Annotated in this window: 9 protein-coding genes and 1 tRNA gene; 3 read left to right on the top strand and 7 right to left on the bottom strand. The window is 70.4% G+C overall.

The window, feature by feature from the left end; all coding sequences use genetic code 11:
• Positions 1-49 precede the first annotated feature (49 nt).
• Positions 50-133, top strand: a tRNA-Leu gene (locus ACR9ZG_RS08145).
• A 65-nt stretch (positions 134-198) separates the two neighbouring features.
• Here the strand turns inward: ACR9ZG_RS08145 and ACR9ZG_RS08150 are convergent.
• From ACR9ZG_RS08150 to ACR9ZG_RS08175, 6 genes are read right to left on the bottom strand one after another with little or no spacing between them, the layout of a single operon-like run.
• On the bottom strand, positions 199-1,158 hold the full coding sequence (locus ACR9ZG_RS08150; protein ID WP_481284323.1) for an acetylxylan esterase: 960 nt from the start codon (positions 1,156-1,158) through the stop codon (positions 199-201).
• A 4-nt stretch (positions 1,159-1,162) separates the two neighbouring features.
• Complete coding sequence (locus ACR9ZG_RS08155) at positions 1,163-2,029, bottom strand: carbohydrate ABC transporter permease (protein WP_481284324.1); 867 nt, start codon at positions 2,027-2,029, stop codon at positions 1,163-1,165.
• Positions 2,019-2,987 carry a carbohydrate ABC transporter permease gene (locus ACR9ZG_RS08160; protein WP_481284325.1) on the bottom strand — a complete coding sequence of 323 codons (969 nt, stop codon included), beginning with the start codon at positions 2,985-2,987 and terminating at the stop codon, positions 2,019-2,021. The genes ACR9ZG_RS08155 and ACR9ZG_RS08160 overlap by 11 nt, the downstream gene beginning before the upstream one ends.
• Positions 2,984-4,264, bottom strand: a complete 1,281-nt coding sequence (locus ACR9ZG_RS08165) for an ABC transporter substrate-binding protein (RefSeq protein ID WP_481284326.1) — start codon at positions 4,262-4,264, stop codon at positions 2,984-2,986. The genes ACR9ZG_RS08160 and ACR9ZG_RS08165 overlap by 4 nt, the downstream gene beginning before the upstream one ends.
• 26 nt (positions 4,265-4,290) lie before the next feature.
• The gene (locus ACR9ZG_RS08170; protein WP_481284327.1) at positions 4,291-5,928 is read right to left on the bottom strand and encodes an FAD-dependent oxidoreductase; all 1,638 of its coding nucleotides are present in this window, start codon (positions 5,926-5,928) and stop codon (positions 4,291-4,293) included.
• Entirely contained in the window at positions 5,925-6,977 is a 1,053-nt protein-coding gene (locus ACR9ZG_RS08175; protein WP_481284328.1) for a LacI family DNA-binding transcriptional regulator, read from the bottom strand. Before ACR9ZG_RS08175 ends, ACR9ZG_RS08170 begins: the two co-directional genes overlap by 4 nt.
• 123 nt (positions 6,978-7,100) lie before the next feature.
• On the opposite strand from ACR9ZG_RS08175, the gene ACR9ZG_RS08180 reads away from it, so the two are divergent.
• Both ACR9ZG_RS08180 and ACR9ZG_RS08185 read left to right on the top strand, forming a co-directional pair.
• Complete coding sequence (locus ACR9ZG_RS08180) at positions 7,101-9,500, top strand: polysaccharide lyase 8 family protein (RefSeq protein ID WP_481284329.1); 2,400 nt, start codon at positions 7,101-7,103, stop codon at positions 9,498-9,500.
• Between the two features lie 91 nt (positions 9,501-9,591).
• Positions 9,592-11,136: a CoA-acylating methylmalonate-semialdehyde dehydrogenase gene (locus tag ACR9ZG_RS08185; protein ID WP_481284330.1), complete on the top strand. Its 1,545-nt coding sequence runs from the start codon at positions 9,592-9,594 to the stop codon at positions 11,134-11,136.
• A gap of 6 nt (positions 11,137-11,142) precedes the next feature.
• On the opposite strand, the gene ACR9ZG_RS08190 is transcribed toward ACR9ZG_RS08185, so the two are convergent.
• Positions 11,143-12,022 (bottom strand): alpha/beta fold hydrolase (locus ACR9ZG_RS08190; RefSeq protein WP_481284331.1); only part of this gene is annotated, 880 nt, incomplete at its 5' end.

The following is a 12,022-nucleotide window of genomic DNA, read 5'->3' on the forward strand; positions in this document are numbered from 1 at the left end:
GACCCGGATTGGTGATCGGGAGCGGCCCCGTGTTAGTCTCTGGTGGTTCGCGCGAGTGGCGGAATTGGCAGACGCGCTGGCTTCAGGTGCCAGTGCCCGCAAGGGCGTGGGGGTTCAAGTCCCCCCTCGCGCACGAACGGGTTGATCACAACCCTTGCGAACACATCAGGCGCCCGAGAGATCGGGCGCCTGAGTCGTTTACTGCAGTGATCGCAGCACCCCGAGCGCGTGCAGCTCGTCGTCGATGCCGCCGCCCTCGTGGCCGTTGTAGGTCCACAGCTTCAGGGTCTTCTCGCCCCCGTAGGCCGCGTGGGCGGCGAACACCGTCGAGGGCGGGCACGTCGGGTCCATCATGGCGGCCGAGAAATGGATGGGGACGCTCGCGTGCGCGGCGAAGTTCACGCCGTCGACGTACGACAGGGTGCGCAGCACCTGGTCGGCGCGGTCGCGGTGGACCGCGAGGTAGCGCCCCAGCTCGCGGTAGGGCTCGCGGTCGGTGATGGTGATCGCGCGGGGGAGGTCGCAGAGGAAGGGGACGAACGCGAAGGCGTGCCGCAGCGAGGGCTGCAGGGCGGCCGCGGCGAGGGCGAGGCCGCCGCCCTGGCTGAAGCCGAGCACCGCGACCCGGTCCCGGTCGATGGCAGAGAGCTCACGCGCGGTGTCGACGGCGCGCACGGCATCGACGATGAGCCGCCGGTAGTAATAGGTGTCGCGCGACCCGACACCCCGGGTGAGGAATCCGGGAACGGCGGGGCCGGACCCGGCGTCGTCGGGGGTGTCGCCGCTGCTCCACATCGAGCCCTGCCCGCGTGTGTCCATCTGGAGGTGCGCGAACCCCGCCGACGCCCAGAACAGGTTCTCGACCGCCCGCCCCCGTCCACCGCCGTAACCGACGAACTGCACGACGGCCGGGAGCGGCCCGCGGCTGCCGGCGGGGAGGCGGAGCCACGCCCGCACGGGCTGGCCGGCGAAGCCGGAGAAGGTGACGTCGTAGACCTCGACCGTGGTCAGTCCGCAGTCGACCTGCTCCACCCGCGGAGGCTGCGCGGCCTCCCGGGTCTCGGCGAGCGTGGCCGCCCAGAACGCGTCGAAGTCGGCGGGCCGGGTCTGTGCGCTGCGGTAGGCGCGCAGCCCGGCCTCGTCGAGATCGGTGAACACGGCCTCAGCCCTTCAGGCCCGTCTGCGCCAGCCCCTGCACGAACTGGCGCTGCGCGACGACGAACACGATCAGCACCGGGACGGCCGTCATCGTGGCCGCGGCCAGCTGGACGTTCCACATCGGGCCGCTGTAGGCGTCCACGAAACGGGTCAGCGCCTGCGGGAGGGTGAACAGCTCGGGAGAGGTCAGGTAGACCGTCGGCTCGAGGTACAGGTTCCACACGTTGAGGAACGTGAAGATCGCGACCGCGGCCAGCGCCGGGCGGGCGAGCGGGAGCGCGATGCGCCACCAGATCGCGGGCCGGCCCAGACCGTCGAGCCGGGCCGCCTCCTCCAGCTCGCCAGGCAGCGAGATGAAGAACTGGCGCATGATGAAGGTCGCCAGCACGCTCGGCGCTCCGAACGACGTCACCAGGATCAGCGGCCAGTGCGTGTTCACGAGCCCCAGCGAGTTGAACATCTGGAACAGCGGGACGATGGTGACCTCGCTCGGGATGAGCAGGCCCAGCAGCACGACGAGGAACAGGAAGTTCTGCCCCCTGAACCGGATGCGCGCGAAGGCGTACCCGGCCATCGACGAGATGAGCATGGTCACGACCGTGACCACGATGGCGATGTAGGCGCTGTTGAAGTACTGGCGGGCGAACGGCTGGAACGTGAACGCCTTGACGTACGCCTCCATCGTCGGGTCCATCGGGATCAGCGACGGCGGGAAGGCGAAGATCTCGTTCACGGTCTTGAACGACGAGGTGATCATCCACCAGGTCGGGAACAGGAACGGGATCGCCATCACGAACAGGACGATGTAGAGCAGCGCTCGCCGCCAGGTGCGGCCCGTGCGCCGCGGGGGAGTCACGGCCTCAGTTCTCATAGAACACCCACCTCTTGCGGAGCTGCCATTGGACGACGGTCAGGACGAGCACGATCACGAACAGCAGGATGGCCAGCGTCGACCCGTAGCCGAAGTGATGGAAGTCGAAGGCCTGCTGGAACAGGTAGTAGACCAGCACGGTGGTCGACAGCCCCGGCCCGCCGGCAGTGAGCACGGCGATCTGGGCGAAGACCTGCAGGGCGCCGACGATCGTGATGATGACCGTGAGCAGGATCGTCGGCGAGATGAGCGGCAGGGTGATGCGGCGGAACAGCGTCGCGCCGGTGGCGCCGTCGACCCGGCCGGCCTCGTACAGCTCGGCGGGCACGCCTTGCAGGGCCGACAGGAAAAGGACCATGTTGAGGCCCACGTTCTTGAACACCTGCACGACGATCACGGCGGCCAGCGCGGTCGGGCCGCTCTGCAGCCAGTTGGGGCCCTGGATGTGGAAGATGCGGAGGAACCCGTTGATGCCTCCGTTGTCCTGCAGCAGGAAGCCCCAGACGATCGTCCAGGCGACGATCGAGACCACGACCGGCGAGAAGAACGCCGTGCGGAAGAAGGCGATCCCGCGGCCCTGGCGGTTGAGCAGCACCGCCAGCAGCAGGGCGAGCGGGATGTTGAGGAACACCAGCCCGACGGAGAAGACGGTGGTGACGCCGAGCACCTCGCCGAGCTGCGGGTCGCTGAGCAGCTGCTCGTAGTTGGCCGCGCCGACGAACTGGATCGAGCCCGAGAGCACGTTCCACTCGTGGAAGCTGTAGTACACGACCAGCCCGAGCGGGATGATCACGAACGCGAGGATGCCGAGCAGCTGCGGCGCCACGAAGAGGTAACCGGTCAGCGCGTCGCGCCGCTGCATGGTGAGGAATCGGCGCCCGGAGGCCCGGGCCTGCCCCCCGGCCCGGGCGTGCACCCGGGCCGGGGAGGTGTCGGTCGTGTCGGTCGCCGAGCTCATGACCCCAGCAGCGGCTTGATCGCGGAGCAGACGCCCTTGAGCACCGACGGGATGTCGGCGTCGGCCTGCCACATCGGGTCGAGGGCCGTCTTCACCTTGGCGGCGATCTCAGCCGAGTTCGCGTGGCTGGGCTTGGTCACGGCGTCCGTGAAGGACGGGAGCACGACCTTCTCGATCTGCTCCTTGCTGAGCGTCTTGTTGGTGGCCGACAGGGTGTCGACCGTCAGCAGCGACGTGCGGGGCGGCGGGAAGAACTGGGCGAGCTTCTTCGCGTTGGCCGGGTTCGTGAAGAACGCGAGGAAGTCCGCGGCCTCCTGAGCGTGCTTGCTCTTGGCGAGCACGCCGATGCCGGCCTGGCCGATCACGTTCTGCTGGCCGTCGTCGCCCTCGGGGAGGGGCTGGACATCCCATGTGAACCCGCCGGTCAGCAGGGTGGCGCGCGAGATCTGCGTCACGGTGAAGGCGCTGTCGCCCGCGAAGAAGTCGGCCTTGGTGCCGGGACCGGGGAACGCCTTCTGCTGGAAGGTGGCGTCGTGCAGGTACTCGAACGCGGCCTTCATCTCGTCGGAGGTGAAGGTGCAGGTCTTGCCGTCCTCCGACCACGGCTCCGCCCCGAACGAGTCCCAGACCGTCGAGAGGTTCGACCAGGTCTGGTAGTCGAAGTCGCGGATGACGACGCCCTGCTTGCCGGTCGCGGCGTTGACCGCAGAGCCGACGGCCGCGAGATCCTTCCAGGTCCACTTGCCCTGCTCCTTGAGCTGGGCGGAGGTGGGCTGGTCGGCGGCCGTGAGCAGGTCGTCGTTGGCGAACACGACGAACGGGGAGGTGGAGAACGGGTACGCGTAGAGCCGGCCGTCGTTCGTCCACAGCTTCGTCGCGTCCGCGCCGATGTCGGAGTAGTCGTACCCCTTCGCCTTCTTCAGCGTGTCGGTCAGCGGGGCGAGGGCGCCCGAGCTGACGAAGTCGGGCGCGTCGCCCTCCATCACCCAGGCCAGGTCGGGCTGCTGGCCGCCGGCGATCTGGGTGGTGATCGTGGTCGTGTAGTCGGCGGCGGGAAGGGAGTCGAAGGTGATCTTGCCGATCTCGGGGTGCGACTTCTTGTAGTCGTCCGCGATCGACGTGAACAGGGCGAGCTGGGTGGGGTCCGCCGTCCACGTGGTCATGCGCAGGTTCACGCTGCCGGCGGCGGCCGTGGTGGCCGGGGTGCCGGACGGCCCGCTGCAGGCGGAGAGCGCTAGCGCGGTGACGGCGACGACCGCCACTCCCGTCAGCTTCATTGCTGGTCTCATTGGTGCTCCTCGGATCAGTAGCCGGTGACGTCGGGCCAGTGCAGCTCGACGCCGTTCGCGGCCAGCAGGGATTGGAACTCCTCCAGGAGGGAGGGGGTGTTGCGGACCGCGCGAGGATCCGTCGCGCGGTCCAGGCAGAAGGCCGCTAGCCAGCCGACCGCCTCGCCGATCCCCCACTCCACCGGGTGGAGCCGGAAGGCGCCGTTGGTGATGTGGGTGGTTCCGACGTTCTTGCCCGCGGGGAGCAGGTTCTGCATCCGGATGGGGATGAGCGCTCCGAGCGGGATCTCGAAGGGGACGGAGGCGACGTCGATGTAGTTGTCGCCTCCGGTGGAGGGGTGCAGGTCGATGCGGTACATGCCGACGCCGACCGTGTCGGGGTAGGTCGCCGGGCGGTCGTCGCCGCGGACCGCGATGGAGAGGTCTCCCTCGACCACCGTGTACTCGGCCCGGATGCGACGCGACTCGCGGATGTATGGCGCCTGCGCGAAACCGTCGTCGGTGCCGGTGACGTCCGGGCGCAGACGCAGCCCGGGCCAGCCCGTGCCGCCGTCCGGGCGCGGCGCCTCGGTCTGCAGCCAGTAGAGCATCGCCCGGGACTGGGCCTTGGCCGCCGCCAGGTGCTTCTCGGCGTCCGGGTCGTCGATCACCGAACCGCCGATGTAGTCGATCATCGGCCAGTTGACCAGCACGATGTCGCTCTCGAGGAAGCCGGGTTCCAGCAACTTGCGCGAGAGCATGCGCCGGAAGACCCACAGCTCGTGGTCGCCTCCGTCGGCCCGCTGGTCGGCGACGGCCGCGAACGGGTCGTCGTCGACCAGCGGGTTGAAGCTGCGCGTGACGATCTCGAGCGTGCGCGGGTGCGGAGCGGTGAGGCTCATCATGGGCGCGCCCCAGTAGTCGGGCTGGAACGCGTGCCACTCGTCGTAGTCGGCGGGCTTCTCGATGGTGTGGTCCTCGCCCTCGACGTGGTCGATCACGAAGCACCACGAGACGGCCTGGACATTGCGCGGGTCGGCCACGTCGGGCGCGCTCGGCTCTCCGGTGTCGGTGCGGCTCTCGCTGCCGATCACGTACTCCGTGCCGGTCAGGGGGAGGAGCTCGCCGGTCTCGGTCGCGTCGACGAAGAGGCCGCCGCGCAGCGTCAGCTCGTCGCCGGTGTCGAGGCGGCGCACGGTGACGGAGACGACACGGTCGCCGTCCACCTCGGCGTCGACCGGGATCGCGGGCTGCACCAGGCGCAGCCGGCCTGAGCTGCGGAACGGCGCCAGCATCCGCTCGATCACGGCCACCCCGGCGCGCGGCTCGGAGCACAGCCGGCTCACGAGCCCGGCTCCTGGGTTGAGGTAGCGCTCGGCGCGCGCCTCCGCCGACAGCGGGTAGTTCTCGCGGTAGTAGTCGCGGATGCCGTCGCGCAGGTCGCGGTACGACGCCGTCGAGCCGAACTGCTCGATCCACGTGTGCTCATCGAGGGTGACCGCCTGGCTGGTGAGCTGGCCGCCGAGCCACGCGAACTGCTCGGTCAGGATGACGCTGCGGCCGGCCTTCAGGGCCGAGAGCGCGGCGGACACGCCGCCGAGCCCGCCGCCGATGACGACCACGTCGGCGCGCTGGGCGTCGACCACCGTGGGGGAGGGTGTGCCGGCGGTCATCGCGTGGCTCCCGCGGGCGTCGCCAGCGTCGAGCCGCCGACCACGGCGCATTCGAGGAGCTGCTGCGCCGGCAGCTCCTCCCCGCCGCGGGCGCCGTTGAGAAGCTGGTCGAGGAGGATCACCGCCCGCGATCCCAGTTCGGTGCGTGGCGCGCTGAGGCGGGTGAAGTCCACCTCGCTCCCGCCGCGGCCGCGCTCGCCGAGGACGACGAACGAGAGCTCGTCCGGCACGGCGACGCCGTCGGCCGCGGCCAGGGCGTGCAGCCCCTCCGCGTCGGTCGGGTCTTCTACGAACAGCACAGTGGCTTCTCCTTCTCTGACCCGGCGCCAGACGGACGCCAGGCCGGCTTCGGTGGTCTCGGCCTGCTCGACGGCGACCCCCGCGGAGGTCAGCTCGTCGATCAGGGCGTCGTAGCGGTCGCGGGAGGACTCGGCGGCCAGCGACAGCGACAGCCGCGCGTAGAACGCGGACCGGTGTCCGGCGGCGACCGCGCGCCGCGCGAGCTCGCGCGTGGGCGTGGCGTAGTCCACCCCGACGTACGCGACGCCGTCGACGTCGCGGCGGCCGATGGCGACGAAGGGATAGCCGCTGTCGCGCAGCCGGGCGAGCTCGTCGGCGTCCATCTCGCGCCCGAGGAGCAGGCAGCCGTCGGCGAGACGGAGGCGGCTGTTCTCGTGGAAGATGCGGCGGCGGCCGTCGACCAGCGGCGCGCTGGTGAACATGAGCAGATCGAGGCCGAGCGCCTCGGCCTCCGCCTCGATGCCGGTCAGCAGCGGTGTGTAGAAGTCGGAGGTCTCGTTCGGGAACGCGTGCTCATAGGTGAAGACGCCCACGAGGTTGTTGGCTGCGCCGGCGAGGCTGCGGGCGACCGGGTCGGCGACGTAGGTGGTGCGCCGGATGACCTCGAGCACCCGCTCGCGCGTCTCGTCGGGGATGCGCACGCCGTTGTCGGAACGGCCGTTGAGCACGAGCGAGACCGTCGCCTGGCTCACGCCGGCGAGCTCGGCGATGGTGCGCTGCGTGATGCGCGGCTTCCGGCTCGTGGCCATCCTGCTCTCCTCTGCGAGATCGGTGCTGTCGGTGGAGCATATCCATGCTCATGCGCATTATCAAGTTGGTAATAGGTATTATCACCTTGACAGGGCCCCGGCGGCGGCAGCAGCATGTCCGCTATGTCCGACAACGAAGTCACCCGCTCCTCCCGTCTCTCGCGCCGCACGGTCGTCCTGGCCGGCGCGGCGGCGGTGCCCGTCCTCGCGGCCGGCTCCGCACTGCTCCCCGCCGTGCCCGCACGAGCGGCCACCGCGGCCGACTACGCCCGCGTGCGCGACCAGTGGCGCGGCACCCTCGTCGGCAGCTACGACCTCTCCGACCCGGTGGTGAAGGCGTACGTGACGGCGTCGGCCGCAGAGGCGAAGGTGCTCTGGGATGCGCTGAACACCTCCACCGGCCGCAGCTACCTCTGGGCCGACCTCGACAGCAGCACGGTGTCGGCCATCCAGCGCAACAACATCGGCCGGCTGCGGACGCTCGCGCTCGCCCTGGCCTCACCCGGTTCGGAGCTGTCCGGCGACGCGCAGTTGAAGGCCGACATCATCTCGGCGGTCGACTGGTTCCTGGCCAACAAGTACGGCGTCACGAACCGCTACGACAACTGGTGGGACTTCCAGATCGGCATTCCGCTCGCCCTCAACGACCTCTGCGTGCTGCTCTACGACGACCTCGGCCCGACCCGGATCGCCACCGCCATGGCCGCGATCAAGCGTTACGCCCCCGACCCCACCGAGACCGGCGGCCTGCTCTCGACGGGGGCCAACCGCAACTGGGCGTGCTCGATCGCCATCCTGCGCGGCGCGCTCAGCCAGGACACCGCGACGATCGCCGGCGCCAAGACGGCATACGCGGACGTGTTCCCGTACGCCACCAGCGGTGACGGCTTCTACCCGGACGGCGGCTTCATCCAGCACAAGTACTACTCGTACAACGGCGGCTACGGCGTCGCGCTGCTGCAGTACCTGACGTATTCGATGGTCGCGACGGCCGGTACGCCGTGGGCGTTCACCGCCGCGCGGGTGGGGGAGATCTACGACTGGGTGCAGCGCAACTACGTGCCGTGGATCCACACGGGCGCGTTCATGGACATGACGCGCGGGCGCGGGCTCTCGCGCTTCTACGAGACCGACCATCGCGTGGGCCGACTCACGGTCGCGACGCTGCTGCAGCTCGCGGCGGTCTTCCCGGCAGCGCAGGCCGCGACTGTGCGGGGCCTCTGCAAGGGCTGGATCCAGCGAAACACCTTCCTGCCGTTCTTCGACTACGACAAGGCGCCGATCGAGCAGGTGCGGCTGTCGTCGATCGCGCTGGGGCGCGCGGTCGTGAACGACCCGGCCATTCCGGCTGCTGCCGAGCCGGCCGACACGGTCATCGCCACATCGATGGCCCGCGCGGTGCACCGGCGCCCGGGCTTCGCCTACGGCGTCGCGATGGACAGCACCGTCATCGGCCCGTACGAGAGCGGCAACTCGGAGAACCTGCAGGGGTGGTACACCGGCGAGGGCGCCGTGTACCTCTACCTGCCGGGCCAGGCCGGGCACTGGGCCAACCAGTACTGGCCCACCGCCGACAAGTACCGCATCCCGGGGACGACCATCGACTCGCGTCCCCGCTCCCTCGGCTCCGGCCGCGGCAACGGCAACACGTGGACGGGCGGCGCCCTGCTCGACGGAGACGCGGCGATCGGCATGGGCCTCAAGATCAACTCGTCGACGCTCGTCGGCCGCAAGTCGTGGTTCTGCCTCGGCGACGTGATCGTGTGCCTGGGCGCCGGCATCTCCAGCAGCGACGGATACTCGGTCGAGACGATCGTGGAGAACCGCAACATCGGCCCGAACGGGCAGACCGTCCCGGTCGTCGACGGGAGCCCGGTGCTGACCTCGCCGAGCTCGACGCCGACCTCCTTCTCGGCGGGCTGGGCGTGGATTCCGAACATCGGCGGCTACGTGTTCCCGGCCGGCGGCACCGTGAAGGGCCTGCGGCAGGACCGCAGCGGAAGGTGGACAGACATGGACCACCGCGGCGTCTACGACGACGACACGAGCTATACGCGCCGCTTCATCACGCTGTGGTTCGACCACGGCGTGAATCCGGTGGACGCGAGCTATGCGTACATCCAGCTTCCGGCGGCGACCCAGGCGCAGACGGCGGGCATGGCGGCGTCGACGGACATCTCCGTGGTCGCGAACACCTTCGACGTTCAGGCCGTCACGCGGGCCGGCACCGGCACCACGATGGCGAACATCTGGGCGCCGACCGGTGGAACAGCGGCCGGTGTGACGACCGACTCGCGGGCCTCGGTGGTCGTCACGCGTGCCGGGGGGCGCGTGTCGGTCGCGGTCAGCGACCCCACTCAGAAGGTGACAGCGCCGGTGACCGTCACGCTCGACGGCCCGGCGACCGGGACCGTCCAGGCGGACCCCGGCGTCACCGTGCTGTCGCTGGCACCGCGGGTGACCCTCTCTGTCGATGTGGCCGGTGCCGCCGGTCGCTCGTTCGTGGCGCGGTTCACCGTGTGACCCTTTGCCCGCTCCCGCCCCCGTGGCGGAGACTGGTCTCGCGCACGCGATCCCGCACGCGATCCGCGCACGATCCGATGGAGGACCCGTCATGACCACCACGTCGCCCGTCACCGACTCCGCCGCGAACGGGGAGGAGGGCGGCCTCCCGGTCGTCCCGCACTGGATCGACGGGGCCGCGTCTCCGTCGCGCAGCGGGCGGACGGCTCCCGTCTACGATCCGGCGCTCGGTGTCGAGACGAAGCGGGTCGCGCTCGCCGATGCCGCCGAGATCGACGCGGCCGTCGCGTCGGCGAAGGCCGCGTTCCGCGCGTGGGCCGACACCTCGCTCGCCAAGCGGCAGGGCATCCTGTTCCGGTTCCGGGAGCTGCTCGACGCCCGCAAGGGCGAGCTCGCCGAGATCATCACGTCCGAGCACGGCAAGGTCGTCTCCGACGCGCTGGGCGAGATCAGCCGGGGGCAGGAGGTCGTCGAATTCGCGACCGGCATCGCGCACCACCTGAAGGGCGAGTACTCGGAGCAGGTGTCGACCGGGGTCGACGTCTACTCGCTGCGGCAGCCGCTCGGGGTGGTCGGCATCATCTCGCCGTTCAACTTCCCGGCGATGGTGCCTGCCTGGTTCTTCCCGATCGCCATCGCCGCCGGCAACACGGTCGTGCTCAAGCCCAGTGAGAAGGACCCGTCGGCGGCGATCTGGCTGGCCGGGCTCTGGAAGGAGGCCGGCCTCCCGGACGGCGTCTTCACGGTGCTCAACGGCGACAAGGAGGCGGTCGACGGCCTCCTCACGCATCCCGACGTCGCCGCCATCTCGTTCGTCGGCTCCACGCCGATCGCGCGGTACGTCTACGAGACCGGCACCGCGCACGGCAAGCGCGTGCAGGCGCTCGGCGGGGCGAAGAACCACATGCTGGTGCTCCCCGACGCCGACCTCGATCTGACGGCGGACTCCGCGATCAACGCGGGCTTCGGGTCGGCGGGGGAGCGGTGCATGGCCATCTCGGTCGTCGTGGCGGTGGAGCCGGTGGCGGACGATCTCGTGGCGAAGATCCGGGAGCGGATGGCCGGGCTGCGCGTCGGCGACGGGCGGCGCGGGTGCGACATGGGGCCGCTGGTCACCCGGCAGCATCGCGACAAGGTCGCCTCCTACATCGACGTGGCCGCGGAGGACGGTGCCTCCGTCGTCGTCGACGGGCGCGAGGTGAACCCGGACGGGGATGCGAACGGGTTCTGGCTCGGGCCGACGCTGCTCGACCGGGTGCCCACGACCTCCCGCGCCTACACCGAGGAGATCTTCGGGCCGGTGCTGTCGGTGGTGCGGGTCGGCTCGTACGAGGAGGGCGTCGCGCTCATCAACGCGGGCGCCTTCGGCAACGGGACGGCCATCTTCACCAACGACGGGGGCGCGGCCCGGCGGTTCCAGCGGGAGGTGCAGGTCGGGATGATCGGCGTCAACGTGCCCATCCCGGTGCCGGTCGCGACCTTCTCCTTCGGCGGGTGGAAGGACTCGCTGTTCGGCGACACCAAGGCCCACGGCGCGGAGGGCGTGAAGTTCTTCACCCAGTTGAAGGCGATCACCAGCCGGTGGCTCGATCCGTCGCACGGCGGGATCGAGCTCGGGTTCCCGCAGAACCGCTGACGGCCGTCAGCCGCGCGCTCGCGCGGCCAGTCCGCGGACGAAGGCGGCGATCTCGGCCGGCTTCTCCTCCGCCATGAAGTGGCCGGCGTCGATCGGCTGGTAGGTGAGGTCGCTCGACCAGGCGCCCCAGATCGCGGTCGGGTCGAAGCCGAGCTGTGAGCCCCAGTCCTGCGAGATCACGCCGACCGGCATCGCGAGCGTGCGGCCGGCCTCGCGGTCGGCGCGGTCCAGCTCGAGGTCGATGCCGGCGGTGGCGCGGTAGTCGGCCACGATCGACGGGACCGCGGCGATGGAGCTGTCCAGATAGTGGCGCCGGACCTCCGGCGTGAAGGTCGTGCCGTCGGTGTCCCACGCGTCGAGGAACGAGGCGAAGAAGTCCTCGGCGACCGCCGCGATCATCCGCTCGGGCAGGTCGGCCGGCTGCGCCATGAGATAGAGGTGCCAGGCGACCTTCGCATCCACGCCGTGCAGCACGCCCCAGGTGTCGAGGGTCGGGAGCACGTCCAGGATGCCGAGCGCGCTGACCGCCTCGGGGTGGTCGAGCGCCGCGCGGACGCCGACGAGCGCGCCGCGGTCGTGGCCGACCAGGCAGAAGCGGTCGTGGCCGACGGCCCGCGCGACCGCGACGACGTCGGCGCCCATCGTGCGCTTGGAGTAGGTGTCCCGGCTCTCCTCGGCCGGCTTGCCGCTCTCGCCGTAGCCGCGGAGGTCGGGTGCGATCACCGTGTGCTCGGTGGCCAGCTCGCGGGCGACCTCCCGCCACATGTAGTGCGTCTGCGGGAAGCCGTGCAGCAGCACGACGGCCGGGCCGGAGCCTCCGACGGCGACGTTCAGGTCGACGCCGTCGGCGCCGGGGATGGTGCGGTAGTCGAATCCGGGGATGGTG

It is taken from the genome of Leifsonia sp. KNZ12-8B, from assembly GCF_056755495.1.

Excerpts from the sequence above, each read along its gene's own strand:
- ACR9ZG_RS08165 (WP_481284326.1), bottom strand. The coding sequence starts at position 4,264 with ATGAAGCTGACGGGAGTGGCGGTCGTCGCCGTCACCGCGCTAGCGCTC.
- ACR9ZG_RS08180 (WP_481284329.1), top strand. The coding sequence starts at position 7,101 with ATGTCCGACAACGAAGTCACCCGCTCCTCCCGTCTCTCGCGCCGCACG.
- ACR9ZG_RS08160 (WP_481284325.1), bottom strand. The coding sequence starts at position 2,987 with ATGAGCTCGGCGACCGACACGACCGACACCTCCCCGGCCCGGGTGCAC.
- ACR9ZG_RS08155 (WP_481284324.1), bottom strand. The coding sequence starts at position 2,029 with ATGAGAACTGAGGCCGTGACTCCCCCGCGGCGCACGGGCCGCACCTGG.
- ACR9ZG_RS08175 (WP_481284328.1), bottom strand. The coding sequence starts at position 6,977 with ATGGCCACGAGCCGGAAGCCGCGCATCACGCAGCGCACCATCGCCGAG.
- ACR9ZG_RS08170 (WP_481284327.1), bottom strand. The coding sequence starts at position 5,928 with ATGACCGCCGGCACACCCTCCCCCACGGTGGTCGACGCCCAGCGCGCC.
- ACR9ZG_RS08185 (WP_481284330.1), top strand. The coding sequence starts at position 9,592 with ATGACCACCACGTCGCCCGTCACCGACTCCGCCGCGAACGGGGAGGAG.